General features: G+C 47.9%; 10 protein-coding genes. 5 read left to right on the top strand and 5 right to left on the bottom strand.

Annotation, left to right across the window (positions count from 1 at the left end; genetic code table 11):
• The first annotated feature begins 176 nt into the window (after positions 1–176).
• The 4 genes from BUQ78_RS06210 to BUQ78_RS10185 are packed head-to-tail and all read left to right on the top strand — an operon-like array spanning position 177 to position 8,321.
• On the top strand, positions 177–3,278 hold the full coding sequence (locus BUQ78_RS06210; protein ID WP_074199628.1) for a site-specific DNA-methyltransferase: 3,102 nt from the start codon (positions 177–179) through the stop codon (positions 3,276–3,278).
• Between the two features lie 2 nt (positions 3,279–3,280).
• On the top strand, positions 3,281–5,044 hold the full coding sequence (locus BUQ78_RS06205; RefSeq protein ID WP_074199627.1) for a GmrSD restriction endonuclease domain-containing protein: 1,764 nt from the start codon (positions 3,281–3,283) through the stop codon (positions 5,042–5,044).
• A complete protein-coding gene (locus BUQ78_RS06200; protein WP_074199626.1) occupies positions 5,041–8,232 on the top strand; it encodes a DEAD/DEAH box helicase family protein in 3,192 nt (1,063 codons plus the stop codon). Before BUQ78_RS06205 ends, BUQ78_RS06200 begins: the two co-directional genes overlap by 4 nt.
• A 2-nt stretch (positions 8,233–8,234) precedes the next feature.
• Positions 8,235–8,321, top strand: a complete 87-nt coding sequence (locus BUQ78_RS10185; RefSeq protein WP_404792230.1) for a M48 family metalloprotease — start codon at positions 8,235–8,237, stop codon at positions 8,319–8,321.
• Positions 8,322–8,380: 59 nt separating this feature from the next.
• Here the strand turns inward: BUQ78_RS10185 and BUQ78_RS06190 are convergent, their stop codons facing one another.
• Together BUQ78_RS06190 and BUQ78_RS06185 are read right to left on the bottom strand one after the other, a co-directional pair.
• Positions 8,381–8,980 carry a tyrosine-type recombinase/integrase gene (locus BUQ78_RS06190; protein ID WP_159432092.1) on the bottom strand — a complete coding sequence of 200 codons (600 nt, stop codon included), beginning with the start codon at positions 8,978–8,980 and terminating at the stop codon, positions 8,381–8,383.
• Positions 8,981–9,898: 918 nt separating this feature from the next.
• Positions 9,899–10,732: a helix-turn-helix domain-containing protein gene (locus BUQ78_RS06185; RefSeq protein WP_074199623.1), complete on the bottom strand. Its 834-nt coding sequence runs from the start codon at positions 10,730–10,732 to the stop codon at positions 9,899–9,901.
• Positions 10,733–11,020: 288 nt separating this feature from the next.
• On the opposite strand from BUQ78_RS06185, the gene BUQ78_RS06180 reads away from it, so the two are divergent.
• Positions 11,021–11,488: a radical SAM protein gene (locus BUQ78_RS06180; RefSeq protein ID WP_318259543.1), complete on the top strand. Its 468-nt coding sequence runs from the start codon at positions 11,021–11,023 to the stop codon at positions 11,486–11,488.
• Between the two features lie 276 nt (positions 11,489–11,764).
• On the opposite strand, the gene BUQ78_RS06175 is transcribed toward BUQ78_RS06180, so the two are convergent.
• From BUQ78_RS06175 to BUQ78_RS06165, 3 genes are all read right to left on the bottom strand, one after another.
• Complete coding sequence (locus BUQ78_RS06175) at positions 11,765–13,393, bottom strand: N-acyl-D-amino-acid deacylase family protein (RefSeq protein WP_074199622.1); 1,629 nt, start codon at positions 13,391–13,393, stop codon at positions 11,765–11,767.
• Positions 13,394–13,475: 82 nt separating this feature from the next.
• Positions 13,476–14,213, bottom strand: a complete 738-nt coding sequence (locus BUQ78_RS06170; RefSeq protein ID WP_074199621.1) for a gamma-glutamyl-gamma-aminobutyrate hydrolase family protein — start codon at positions 14,211–14,213, stop codon at positions 13,476–13,478.
• Between the two features lie 36 nt (positions 14,214–14,249).
• A complete protein-coding gene (locus tag BUQ78_RS06165) occupies positions 14,250–15,131 on the bottom strand; it encodes an ABC transporter permease (protein WP_014807764.1) in 882 nt (293 codons plus the stop codon).
• Between the last annotated feature and the right edge of the window lie 9 nt (positions 15,132–15,140).

Raw genomic sequence — 15,140 nt, 5'->3', positions numbered from 1 at the left:
TATTGGTAATGCAGCCATCCTATTGGTCTTGATAATGACTATTGAGGGTAAGGCTACGGGCAGGATGCTTTGAAAATCGTCTAAATAGGTTTTCGTTGTGCCCATCATCCCGGGCCTGGTGGAGAAAGGCCGGGAGAAGTCAAGAAAAGGAAGAAGGAAAGGCAAGGTGAACAGCGATGAGCACTCCTCAGACAAAATTCCAACAACTTCTGCGTGAGCTATTTCAATTTGATTGCGCTGACCTGGATTTTGGCATCTATCGCATCATGAACTTCAAGCGGGCAATCATCGAGCGCTTTATCTCCGAGGACCTGCCGCGCTTGGTGAACGATGAGCTAAACAAGGGGGCACTGGCTGCGCAAAGTCAAGCTACACAAGAGCTGGATGCTGCCCGGAAAAAGGTGCTGGAAGCGCTGGGCGAAGATGCCCTCGATGCTGATGGCAACTTAGCCGAGAAATACCGTGAGACAAAGGCAGGAAGAGAATATCTTGTTGCGCAGGAACGGGCTAGATACGCAAAGGGCCGTCATGCTCTGGAGACGGCTATCTACAACCATCTTTATTCCTTTTTCAGCCGCTACTGGCAGGACGGCGACTTCATTTCCAAGCGCCGTTACTCCAAAAAGGAACGCTATGCCATTCCCTACAATGGTGAGGAAGTCTATCTCTACTGGGCCAACCACGACCAGTATTACGTCAAGACCGGTGAGCACTTCACAGATTATACATGGAAGGCTCCCAATGGCGTGACTGTACACTTCAAGCTAAAGACTGCCGACGTGGAACAGAATAACATCAAGGGTGAAAAGCGCTTCTTTCTACCGAGATTGGACGAAATCACCTGGGACGCCAGCGCAAGCACCCTTACCATTCCCTTCGAGTTCCGCCCGCTTAACCAGGAAGAGCAGAATACCTACGGCAAGAGGAACCAGCAGGAGGCCATTATTGCCGAAGCGCTGGAAAAGATTTCAAAGCGTCTGCTCAAGAACGCCCCTGAGGCTTTGGCAGCATTGATTGCCGAAAAGCACCGCACCGACGGGACGGCAGTAACCCTGCTGGAACACCACCTGCGCCAGTACACCCGGCGCAACACCAGCGACTTTTTCATCCACAAGGATTTAAAAGGCTTCTTATCGCGGGAACTGGACTTTTACCTGAAAAACGAGGTGCTCAACTTGGAGGAGATGGAAGCCGCGGGCGAGGGGCTGGCCGAGGGTTGGTTCCAACTCATGCGTCTGATCAAGCGCATCGGCCTAATCATCATTGAGTTCCTGGCACAGATAGAAAACTTCCAGAAAATGCTCTGGGAAAAGAAGAAATTCATCACCGAGACTTTTTGCGTCGTCGCCGTGGGCAATATTCCGGAAGCGTTCTATGAAGAGATTGCCGTCTGTGACGCCCAGTGGAAGGAATGGGAGGAGATGCTGCGGTTGGATGCCCTGCCCCAGGACATGTTTTCAGGGGACCGGGTAACACCGGAGGGCAGAGTGGTGTTCCTGAAGACCCATCCTTCCCTGCCGCTGGATACCCGTCACTTTACTCCAGATTTCACCAACCGCCTGTTGGCGAGTTTTGACGATTTGGATGAGATGACTGATGGTCTCTTGGTACACTCCGAAAACTGGCAGGCGCTCAACCTGCTCCAGGAGAAGTATCGTGAGCAGGTGAAGTGTATTCATATTGATCCACCGTACAATACCGCGACGAGTGGATTCCTCTACAAGAATGATTATCAGCACTCAAGTTGGTTGGCAATGATGTGGGATCGGCTATCAATTGCTAGCACGCTGTTGACGGATGAAGGTCATTTTCTCTGCCATATTGATGAAAATGAGTTTGAACGGCTTGGGCTTCTCTTTGATTGTTCTGGAATTCCTGACGCTGGTACGGTTATTTGGGACAAACGCAATCCGATGACTGCAGGACGTGGCATTGCTACTCAACATGAATACATTATCTGGAGATCCGCAATCAATAGATCCATTTATCAGCGAAATGTCAGCATCCAAGCAATGCTGCGCACAGCACAATCAATCATCGCGAAGCATGGTGGAGTCACAGACGAAGCTCGCCGGGAATATACAGAGTGGGTGCGGAAGAATCCAAGACTTACTGGTGGTGAAAAAGCCTATTGCTACCTTGATGAGCAGGGAAGGATTTACCAAAGTGTAAGCTTGAGAGCACCAGAGCCTCGTACAGACCCTAAGTTTTTTCAACCACTAATTCATCCAATTACAGGTAAGCCGTGTCCGGTTCCTCCCAATGGGTTCTCCCGCACACCAGAAACCCTCCGGGCAATGGTCGAACGAGGAGAAATACTCTTTGGCCCGGATGAGACAACCCAGCCTCGACAAAAACGCTTCTTAACTCAGGATTCCCAGATGCAGATGCGCTCGGTTATACAGGATGCAAAGAGAGGAAAAGGAGACTTGGAACCCCTGGGGCTAGATTTCCCTTATTGCCATCCTGTCTCTCTTTATGAAGAACTGGTAGCTGCAGCAGCCCCTGAAGATAGTGACCTAATCCTCGACTACTTCGCCGGCTCCGGCACCACCGGCCACGCGGTCATCAATCTTAACCGCGAGGACGGCGGGCGGCGCAAGTTCATCCTGGTGGAGATGGCGGATTACTTTGATACCGTTCTACTGCCGCGCTTAAAGAAAGTCACCTTCTCGCCGGAATGGAAGGACGGCAAGCCCAAACGCGTGGCTACGGCAGAAGAAGCCGAGCGGGGTCCGCGTATCATCAAGGTAATACGCCTGGAATCTTACGAAGACGCCCTCAACAATCTATCCTTCGACGAAAGCGGTGGGCAGGTGGCAATGCGATTCGAGGACTACCTGCTGAAGTACATGCTTCGTTGGGAGGCACGCAAAAGCGAAACCCTGCTGAATGTGGAAAAAATTAGCAAGCCCTTTGACTACTGCTTGCACATATACCGCGATGGCGAGACTCGTGTCCAGAAAGTGGACCTTCCCGAGACCTTCAACTATCTCATCGGGCTGGACGTGGCAAAGCGGCAGTTGCTGGACAATAACGGCCGTTACTACCTGATTTATCGCGGCGCGACGCGCGAGGGCAAGCGCACCGTGGTCATCTGGCGCGAAACCGCAGGTTGGACAGAGGAAGATTACAAACGCGACCGTGACTTTGTGGCCAAGCACAAATTTACCGAGGGTGCGGACGTTATCTATGTCAACGGCGATTCGCTCATCCCCGGTGCTCAGGCGCTGGAAGGTGTGTTCAAGGCAAAAATGTTTGCAGGCGTGGAGGGATAGGTATGGCAGAAGTACTCTTCAAGAAGGTTGATTATATCCTTAAGAAACTGGTTGAAGATATATCTATGGGAGAAATCGGGCTTCCTGATATTCAGCGTCCCTTTGTTTGGCCGATGACCCAGGTACGCGATTTGTTTGACTCGATGTATCGCGGCTTTCCCATTGGTTATCTTCTCTTCTGGGAAAATGGTTGTTCTGATACCCACCGAACGATTGGTGCTGCTCCAAAACAAAAGGTGGCGCGTCTGCTCATCGTAGATGGCCAGCAAAGGTTGACCTCATTATACGCAGTTATGAAAGCCGTACCCGTGATTACAAAAGACTTCAAGTCCCAGCGGATAAAAATAGCTTTTCATCCGCTGAGTGAGAAATTTGAAGTCTCTAATGCAGCGATTGAGAAGGATGTAGAGTGGATTCCTGACATTAGCATTTTATGGCAACCCGATACGAAACCGCATGCTTTCAAGAGAAAATTCCTTGAGAAATTAGGAAAACGGCGCCCCTTGACCGTCGAAGAAGAAGATATAATTCATGAGAGAATTGACCGACTGATCAAACTGGAAGAATATCCACTCACCGCGCTGGAGATCTCCTCTTCCGTTGACGAAGACAAGGTTTCAGAGATCTTTGTGCGTATCAATAGTAAAGGGACACCTCTAAATCAGGCCAATTTTATTCTTACCTTGATGTCCGTATTCTGGGACGAGGGTCGCAAAGAGCTGGAAGAATTTTGTCGGCGCAGCAAAGCACCCTCCCCGGATGGCAGTCCTTCACCTTTTAATCATTATTTACGCCCAAATCCTGACCAGCTGCTGCGCGTAAGCGTGGCACTGGGGTTTCGCCGCGCTCGCTTAGAGCATGTTTATTCCCTGCTTCGAGGGAAGGACCTGGAAACGCGGCAATTCTCCGATGAACAGCGCGTAAAGCAGTTTGCCTTATTGCAAGAGGCTCAGGCATATGTTTTGGACCTTCAAAACTGGCATGAGTTTTTCAAGGTGCTGAAAAGGGCAGGATACCCCTCCGATCAACTCATCTCCTCGCAAATGGCTGTTCTTTACACTTACGCATTGTGGCTTATAGGGAAGCGGGACTTCAAAGTAGATTTGTACCGTTTGCGTGAAGTGATGGCACGCTGGTTCTTTATGGCAACGCTCACGGGGCGTTATACAAGTTCGCCCGAAGCGCGGTTTGAACAGGATATGGCCTTACTGCGCAGCGCAAACACAGCCGACGACTTTGTCCGCATTCTAGATGAGCAGATTAGCGCCGTCTTGACAAAAGACTATTGGGAAGTAACCTTGCCCAACGAATTGGAAACCGCTGCTGCCAGGAATACTGCGCAATTTGCCTACTATGCCGCGCTTTGTCTGTTGGAAGCGCGGGTCTTGTATTCGAAGATGAAGGTGTCCGAGTTGCTAGATCCTACCACGAAGGCCAAAAAGACTGCTTTGGAACGTCATCATCTCTTCCCCCGCAAATACTTGCAACGAATAGGGGTTCGAGAAAAGCGTCTCATTAACCAGGTAGCAAACTATGCTTTGGTGGAATGGAGCGACAATATCAAGATTTCCGACAGAGCTCCCAGGGACTATGTGCCGGAACTAGAAAAACGCTTCGCTTCCGATGAACTTCAACAGATGTATGATTGGCATGGATTGCCTTCAAACTGGTACGAACTTGATTACGAGGATTTCCTTAAGGAACGAAGGAGACGAATTGCTCTTATTATAAAATTCGGTTTTGAGAGGTTGGTGGTTGGCGCATGAGCAACGGGTCAACCCAATACCAAAAACTCGAAAACCGCCTCCTCCTGCTTTCCTGGCTCAACAGCCTGTTGGGTTATGAGAAAAACCGTGAACTGCTGGAGGACATGAAACAGGCTGAGGAAGGTTTTGATGCGCAGGGGCGCAGCCATATTTACTACCGCCTCATCTCGCGCGGCAGCAAGCTCAAAATCTCTGCCGATGACCTTGCACGCTATGACGACAATATTCGCGCGCACCTAGCAGTCATTAACGCCTGCCGCACCCAGCCCATTACCCTCCGCTATTTTCAATACCTGGCAGCGCTGTACACGGAAATCGTCCTCGACCGCCTGTTCAACCACAAAGCGCAACTCCTGGCTGATCTGAACGCCTTTGTGTGCCAGCGCAACGCAAAGAAATTGCCCAGCGAGCCGCAGGACGAGCCCTTCACCGAAACCGACCTGACCAAGCTGGCTTACTGGATGGCTACAGGTAGCGGCAAGACGCTGATTCTGCATCTTAACTACTATCAATTCCTGCACTACAACAAGGAGCCGCTCGATAACATCCTTCTGGTCACGCCCAACGAGGGCCTGAGTGAGCAGCACCTGGCCGAACTTGCCGCTTCCGGTATTCCCGCCCGCCGCTTCGATCTCAACCACGGCGGCTTGTGGAGCGACAGTAAACACACCGTGCAGGTTATCGAAATCACTAAACTTGTTGAAGAAAAGCGCGGTGGTGGGGTTAGCGTGCCGGTAGAGGCATTCGAGGGCCGTAATCTGATCTTTGTGGACGAAGGGCACAAAGGCTCCGGCGGCGAAGCTTGGCGCAAGTACCGCGATGCACTTGGCGAAACAGGTTTCACCTTTGAATACAGCGCAACCTTTGGGCAAGCTCTCTCGGCGGCGCGCAACGATCCGCTTACTGCCGAATACGGCAAGGCCATCGTCTTTGATTACTCCTACCGGTACTTTTACGGGGATGGCTACGGCAAGGACTTTCGTATCCTCAACCTGCAGGATGAGACCGACGAGGCCAAAACCGATCTGCTCCTTCTGGGCAACCTGCTCTCCTTCTATGAGCAACAGTGCCTGTTTGATGAACAAGCCGAGATCCTGCGTCCATACAATTTGGAAAAGCCGCTCTGGGTGTTTGTCGGTAGCACGGTCAACGCTGTCTATAGCGAGAACAAACAGAAGCGCAGCGATGTGCTAACTGTGGTGCGTTTTCTCCATCGAGTGCTGGCAAACCGCGACTGGGCGGTCAAAGGCATCGAAGAACTCCTGGCGGGAAAAAGCGGTCTCGTTACGCCAGATGGGATAGACCTGTTCGCCGGGCGCTTCCCGTACGTGCGTGAAACTGGCCTTACCGCCGAAGCCCTATACGATGACATCCTGCGGCGGGTCTTTCACTCCCCGGCCGGTGGCGGTCTGCACGTGTGCGACATTAAAAGTGCCGCTGGCGAGCTGGGGTTAAGGGCATCCGGCGCCGAGGAGTATTTCGGTCTCATCTACATTGGCGACACCGCGGAATTCAAAAAACTGGTGGAAGCCGATGGCGCCGGCATCACACTGGAGGAAGACGCTATCGCCTCCTCGCTCTTTACGGATATCAACCACCCCGACACGCCGGTTAATATTCTTATTGGTGCCAAGAAATTCATGGAAGGCTGGAATTCCTGGCGCGTCTCCAACATGGGACTTCTCAACATTGGACGACGGGAAGGTTCACAAATCATCCAACTCTTCGGGCGCGGTGTACGCTTGCGCGGGAAAAACCATTCTCTAAAGCGTAGTGCTGCCCTTCCGGGCAATCATCCACCGTATATCAAACTGCTGGAGACACTCAACATCTTTGCTGTGCGCGCTAATTATATGGCTCAATTCCGTGATTATCTTGAACGAGAAGGGGTAGAGACCGAGCCGCTGGTTGAACTACCGCTCCCTATATGGACCAACGAACAGATGCTTCAGCGCGGGCTGGTGCTACCGCGTCCTGAGAGCGGCCGTGACTTTGCTACCGAGACGATACTCCTGCTCACCCCTGATGAAAACATCCGCCTGAGGGTGGATTTATCGGTCAAAGTGCAGGTACTGGAAAGCGGCGCGGTGGGCCTGCAGGACGCTCGCGCCCAAAGCGAATATAAGGCGACCACTATCCCGTCAGAAAGTCTGACATTGGTGGATTGGGAACAGGCCTACCTCGAGCTGCTAGACTACAAGGCGCGCAAGGGCTGGAGCAACCTGGTCATTCGTCCCGAAACCCTGCGCGCTATCCTAGAAAAAGTTCCCTATACTCTGAAGGCAAGTGAAGCCGTGTTCCGTCCTCGTACCTTCACTGACCGCACCCGTTTGCAAGAAGCGGTCACAGCCATTCTGCGCAAGTACCTGGACACCTTCTACCGCCGAGCTCACGAGCGCTGGGACAGCCAAAACTTGATCTATCGCCCCCTTGACCTTGATGATCCCAACTTGGCTCTCAAACGTCCGAGTGTGCAGGAAAAAAGAGCCGCCTACATCGTGCGCGTACCCCATTCACACAGAGACATAGTTACCGCCATCGAAAGACTATGCGAAGATATGGATAAACTTATTAAAGAAGAAAACAGTGGCTTGCCACGCCTCTACTTCGACCGGAGCATCTATCTGCCTCTGCTTCTCAAAAAAGGCAGTGTGCTCACCGCTGACCCACCGCTGCTGGAAGAGAGTGAAGAACGCTTCGTCCGTGACCTGAAGGACTACTGGGAGGCTGAAAAGGATAAGTCGCTGGCGGGAAAGGAAATCTTCCTCCTGCGAAACTTGAGCAGAGGAAAGGGCGTGGGTTTCTTTGAAGAGAGCGGTTTCTACCCTGACTTTATCTTGTGGATTGTGGATGAGAAAAAACAGCGCATCGTCTTTATCGAGCCGCACGGCATGTTACACGCTAAGGCTTACGAGCACGATGAAAAAGCCAGTCTGTGGGAGCGCTTACGCGAGCTAGGAAAGGAGGTAGGGCGAAGAAGCGGTCGACAGGATATTACGCTAGATTCATTCATTATCTCAGCTACGCCCTACGATGACTTATACAAGCGCTACGATGATGGTAGTTGGGACAGAGACAAGTTTGCCCAACATCATATCTTGTTCCAGGAACGGAATCAGGACTACGACTATCTCCGTAAGATCTTCCATGGCTATTGCATCAACCAGCAGATTTCAGGGCTGAAGTAATTGTGCATGAACTGCTGCACCTTAAAGTGCCAAACCATAACCTGTTATTCAAAGCTCTTCTTAAAGCGTACTTAGACAGATATCGGTAGTATAAAAGGCCCTTGGGAAATACTCCCTGGGCCTTTTACTATTAAGTGGAGATTAATGCTTATGACTTTTTGGTTGAGCCTCTTTTGCCAGGCCTTATACTTCGTCTGACCAGTTTGATTACAGGTGAAGCAATCTTATGCTGGTTTTCTATATCCATTTGTGCTAGTTTTACATAACGCGACGTCATAGCCATCGTACTATGTCCCATTTCGTACTTTAGGGCAAACTGGTTACCGCCGTTTCTAAGAAACATGATGGCAAATGTATGGCGTAGAGAATATGGTGTCACTTTAACGCCTATCTTTTTGCTGTACATGTATAACCGTTTAGTCCACATATGGGTTGTCATTGGAAGGCCGGTAGTGAAGTAGAATATCATATTGCCCCATTCTTCGGGAGTCATGTTAATCACTTCGCCTATGGCAGCAGCCGTAACAGGGGATATTGGAAGAATCCTCGCTTTCTTCACTTTGGAATACTCTTTGCGGACGTGCACAATCAACTTATCCAGATCTACGTCATCAACCGTGAGGCTAAGTGCTTCCTTGGGTCGTATACCCGTATCGAGAGTAAGAAGAATAAGGGCATAATCACGCAACCCTGTATAGGTCTTCTTGTCTATAGCTTTAAGCAGTTTTTCGAGGGTAGACTCATCCACATGGCGTACAGTTTCACCATCGTCTTTGCGTTTTTTGAGGCCAAGGTCTTTGAGTGGGTTGGATCTTAAATACGACTGTGCGACACAGAATTCAAAGAACGCATGGAGGTTAGAATAAGGTCGGTTGTAGGTAGCCGGCTGCTTATCCGCTTTAGACTTGAAGTATTCGATGAGAGCATCGTATAGCTTAGGATTCGTGATAACCAGGTTAACACAAAAATAAGCCATCAAATTTGCTCTATTTTGCTCTATAGGCTGTGGGGAATACCTTTTATATGGGGAAGGCTTTTCAGCGGCTTAAAATGGCAAAAAATTGGCAGTAAATCGGTGCATAGGCGGGGGCGATGCATAGCCGGGCCGGGGTCAATGCATAGCTAGGCCGGCGCAGGACTGTCGGAGCCTTTATATGGGACTGGCCGGGCTGCTGAAAGCAGGATGGCGGAACCCACTAATATTTTTCATGGAAAGAATATTTTTGTTTGTAATGGGCCGAACTGCTAAAAGCAGTAATGGCTGAATACATTTATTTATTGGAGGAACCTATATAAATCTTTATTGGAGGAAACTTTGTAAATCTTTAATTGGAGGAATTTGATTTAATTAATCATCCATTGAATTTTAGTTCAATGCATAAATAAATTCTAATTTAATTCTAAATAAACTTTGTAAATCTTTAGTGAAGGAATACTATCTTTTCTTTAATGGAGGAATACTATCTTTTCTTTAATAGAAGAATCTCACATTCTTTGAACTTTCCAAGTTCAAAGCCTAATAATTCTAATAAATTCTAATTTAATTCTAAATAAATATTCTATATATATGGTTAAGTTTTAATAGGGCAACCCTTAAATTTTAATAGGGCAACCCTAAAATTTTAATAGGGCAACCCGTAATTTTTAATAAGGCAACCGTTAAGTTTTAATAGGCGATTTTAGACGTTAAGGTTTTGTGTCTTAACAGACGTCCAGGTTTTAGATAAACTTTCGTCCATTCTCCAACCCTCTCAATCAATTTATATCGTTCTAGTTCCTCCAATATTGGGGTTAGATTCGTACGTTCAATTTTAACTAGCTTACAGAGTTTAGAAAGGGAAATATCGCAGACGTCCCATTTACGGTTGCGGATATAATCATCGTAGTTAACCCCGTTCCAATCCCCACCGTAATTCTCCCCTTCGATAACAGAATATAGTTCAAGATCCTGCTTCGCGACAGCACGCAGGGTCAAATAAAGAACCTTCGCCCTTGGTTTTAGCTCAGCCCATATTCCGTTATCAATAATGCAGTTATAAAAATAGATTGCATCCCCACGTTGTTCGTTTGCTTCTAGCTCAGGCCTACGATAAAAGGTCACTTTATAGACGTAGAAGTGGCGGGGGCCATCTGTAACCTTTTCTTTTGTTAGCAGTCCGGCGTTCTCCAATTCCTTCAAGGCATTGCGGACGCTGTTCTCGCTCACTCCTGCAAAGCGGGCAATATTTTTCTGCGATATTTGGAAGGCTTCATCCTTCTCAAAATCGGCCTCACAGCAGAGCACCGGATAAACAGCCAGGGCCGCTTTCGATAAGCCTAGCTCTTGTATCACGCTTTTAGGAATAGCCCGGAAGCTATTCATATTTATATCCTCCTTGTCTATGAACTTCGCCTCTTTCGTAGCATTGTACCGCTGGTTGAACACCTCCTTTTGGAGTTGCTTTCTTTTTGCTTCCTGGTTCCTAATGTCCCGAATGACTTTCCCTTTCATAGATTTCATATTTCGTCTCCCTTTCTGTCTCCCTATTTTTGAAATTGTTGCCGGGGAAGCGGGGAGACTTCGCTTGTCAGCCAGTTTGCAAGGCTGGCCTATCCCCGGCAAAAATTTTATTCTTCCTATTGCGTTTTTACGCTTCGGGCGATATAAAGCCTTAACCTTATTATACAGTCCTATTCATTTTCGCTTAAGGCTTTATACTATAAAACCATATATAACATTAACTTGGTATCTCCCACGCACTGCGTCGCCCAAATATTGGAAGCCCTTCTTATCGCCTTCGAGGAGGGTTTGAAAATTCCCATCGTCTACAACACGGGCGGCTACGATTCCGTCGATACTTTGAAGTTGCTCGATGGGATCGTCAACATATACATGCCGGACATAAAATACGGCGACGACGAGACGGGCAATCGGTACTCCCAGGTCCCCAATTACTTCACAGTTGCGAAGAAAGCTGTCAAGGAAATGCACCGACAGGTGGGAGATTTAAAGACGGACGATAGTGGAATTGCCGTAAAAGGGCTTTTGGCGAGGCACTTGGTGCTTCCAGGCGACCTTGCCGGCACGGAAAAGGTGATGGAATTTTTGGCCACCGAAATTTCTACCGAAACCTTCGTAAACATAATGGACCAGTACCGCCCTTTATACATGGCTAGACAGTATCCCGAGCTTTCAAAGTCCATCAATCGCGCTGAGTTTCAAAGGGCAGTGAAGATAGCGCAAAGATACGGTATTCGTCGTATATGCGAAAGATGAAGCTTCCTTGACCATGGACTGGAAAGCTCAGAAGCAATAATGAATTTTACCCCTATAAATCTATACTTAAAAGGCTTTTTACATTAACTTTGATTTATTAAGTATTTTTCTTTATTTTGCTCCACTTTTAACCTTAAACTTGAGCTTTAAAAGGGCCATCGATTTCGAGGCGATGATGTCAAGGAATTCAGCCATAAAATAATTGCTCTTTCCGGACTCGTGGCACCGCCATGCTTCTTACGATAAGTCGTGCCTCAATTCCAGGCATCCCACGCTTCAACCTGTTTTTTTCTGAAGGACCACACCCGGCAATCGTCCGGTATGAGCATCTCGATTTATGACTACTTTGCCGTTTACGATGACATGCTCGATGCCCTGAGGGTACTGGTGAGGGTTTTTAAAGGTAGCGGTATCGATAATTTTGTCCTGGTCAAATATGGTTATGTCGGCAAAATAACCCTCTTTAACCGCTCCGCGCCTGTGTATGTGAAATCTTTCAGCCGGTAGTGAGGTGGATTTTTTAACGGCCTCTTCCAAAGTTAGCACTTTCTTTTCTCTTACGTAGCGCCCAAATATCCTCGGATATGTGCCGTAATAACGCGGATGCACAGAACCCTTGCTCAATTCGCCATAGGTTGCGCATGCCCTTCCGTCGGTTCCAAAGCATGCCCTACAGTGTCGCATGATGTTAATCAAATCCTCTTCGCACATGGCGAAATATATGCACTTTACGGCCGCATCTTCATCGATCAACAGTTGGATTACGGCTTCGTAAGGAGAGCATTGCATGTCTTTGGCAATCTCTTTTATGGTCATACCTTCATACTTTTTATTCTTCTCGCTCTTTAACAACGCAATTTTGACACATTCATCCCAATCGTCGCAGATCATTATCGTTTCCCAATCTTTTATCCCGTCTTTCATATCCATAACGGCCCTTCGCCTCGCCTTTTCGTCCTTGAGCAAGTTCACCATTTCCTTGGGGCCATCTTTTTTCGCCCACGGCGGGACTAAGTCGATCAGCCCACTGCCAAAGGCCGTATAGGGGTAGACGTCAAATCCCACATCCAAACCATCGTTGTAGGCATCGTCAATCAATGCTATTGCTTCGTTAACTTTGCCCCAATTGGGTTTATAGGTGGCTTTCAAGTGGGATATCTGAATCCTCGCCCGGGTTTTTCTGGCTATTGCTATGGCATGTTTGACGCAGGGGATTAAATCTTTGCCTTCATCTCGCATGTGAATGGTATATATACCATCATACTCCTTAACCAACTTGCACAACTCTGCTATTTCATCCATTTCCATGAAATTTCCTGGTTCATATTGAAATGCCGTGGATAAACCATAAAAGCCATTATCCAGCTCGTGCTTGAGGAGGGCTTTCATCCTATCCATTTCGTCATGCGTTGGCCTTCTCTGTTCAAACCCCATTACGCCGACACGAATCATTCCATGGCCCACCAGGGGGGCTAAATTGAAGGACATCCCATTTCTCGAGGAATAATCCAAAAAACTTTTTTGACTTTCCCAATTCCATTTTTCCCTCATCTCATCGCTCAAAACTATGGTATTCGCTAAATATTGGAGTTGGTCGTCCTTATGTTCTGCCGTGATTGGCCCGGCGGTAAACCCGCAATTTCCAACCACCTCAGTAGTTATGCCCTGCCTTATTTTGCTCTCTCCGAAGTTGTTTATGAAAATAGTAAAGTCAGAGTGGCCATGGGCATCAATAAAACCTGGAGATACTATAAATCCTTTAGCATCAATATATTCTTTGGCCTCATCTTTAATTTCGTCATGAATTTTACATATGTACTCGCCTTTAATCCCGACATCGGCAACGTACCCCTTTTTACCCGTTCCATCTATGATCGTACCGTTTTTTATAACTATATCGAGCATTTTATCCCTTCCCAAGAAAGTCAAAATATTGACTCATGTATTTAGTTCGATGCTACAGGTTGCTTGTCTGCTAATTACGACGCTATCGTGATTGTTTATAAGTTTGAGCTTTTTTTATGAAAAAATCGATGATCCTTTTTGCCAACTCGCTGGATAAACGCATTTCTTCGGGATGAAATTGAGTCCCCCAAACAAAGGGATCAACAGTCGATTCGATCATCTCGATCACTCCGTCATCTGAGATCCCGCTTGCTACAAACCCTTCAGGCACAAAATCTATACATTGGACATGAAAGCTGTTGACCATCATGCTGTCGACCTGTACAACTTGTCTAGCTTTGGTATTATCCATAATCTTTATGCTATGCGTAGGGCGATCGCCAGGCTCTTTTTGCCGATGGCCCTGCAAAAAGCAAGAATAATTCATCTTTCCCCCGAACACTTCAGCGATCATCTGGCAACCGCGACATATCCCGAATATGGGCATCCCTTTCTCGCGGGCATGGAGCAATAACTCTTTCTCAAATTGGTATCGTATTGGCTGCTGTTCGATCAGTGTCGGTCGCGTTGGTTTCGAGGGCATCCCCACTACGCTACCTCCCCCGCTTAGCAACAACCCATCAATGACTGATACGATGTCCATTGCCACTGCTTTTAGGATTTCTTCATTGCTGACGATGGGAAGAACAAAAGGCACGCCCCCAGAATCCAAAACAGCATCGACATATTCCTTTCCAACGTATAGGTAACCATCTTGGCTCTCGTCGGAAGACCACGTCTCTACAGACCATGCGCAGCTTACTCCGATTAAAGGCTTCAATCTAATCTATACACTCCTTATAGTTATTATCTATATCTAGTTTCGAAGCCTTGGATCTAGCGTATCTCGCAAGGCATCCCCAAAGAGATTAAAGCCCATAACCACCAAAATGATCATCACTCCCGGGAATACCGTTATCCATGGGGCATCGAAAAGAAAAGAGCGACCAGAACTCATGATTGAACCCCAACTAGGCAGAGGGGGCTGTATCCCTAAACCAAGGAAGCTGAGCGTTGCCTCAACTATTATTGCCTTAGGCACTTCAAGGGTCGTTAAAACTACCAATGGGGCCAACGAATTGGGCAGTATGTGACGGAATATAATTCGCACATCCGAGTAACCCAGGATCTTGGCGGCCTCTACAAATTCTTGGTTTTTTAAAGACAGGAACTGACCTCTGACAATTCGGGCAAAGGACCCCCAAGACGAAAGCGCGATTGCCAAGCAGACGTTAAACAGCCCCGGACCAAGTATCGCTATTATGGCAATGGCCAACAATGTCATGGGAAATGCCAGGGCTATATCGATCAATGCGCATATGACGCTATCAAGTGTCCTACCGTAATAACCGGCGACGCTTCCCAATACTAAACCTGCCAGCAGCGAAATTCCAACTGCCAAAAAACCCACTTCCAAGGATACTCTGGAGCCATAAACTATCCTGCTATAAATATCGCGTCCGAATTCATCGGTACCAAATATATGGGCCTTCGATGGGGGCTGTAACATCGATGGAAGATCCTGCTTGGCAAAATCGTATGTAGCTAACATTGGGGCAAACAGAGCGCATAAAAACATTAATGCTATGATAATGAGCCCAAAAACAGCAGCTTTGTTTCGAAACAATCGCTTCATCAGGCCATAAAGGGCGCTATCGTTCTCAGCAGGTCTACTGGTATTTACGATTTCTTCAGCCATATGATCGCC

This window comes from Acetomicrobium flavidum (assembly GCF_900129645.1).
Classification (GTDB): Bacteria; Synergistota; Synergistia; order Synergistales; family Acetomicrobiaceae; genus Acetomicrobium; species Acetomicrobium flavidum.
Note: the sequence above shows the minus strand (reverse complement) of the source record. Positions and strands in the feature narration are given on the sequence as shown.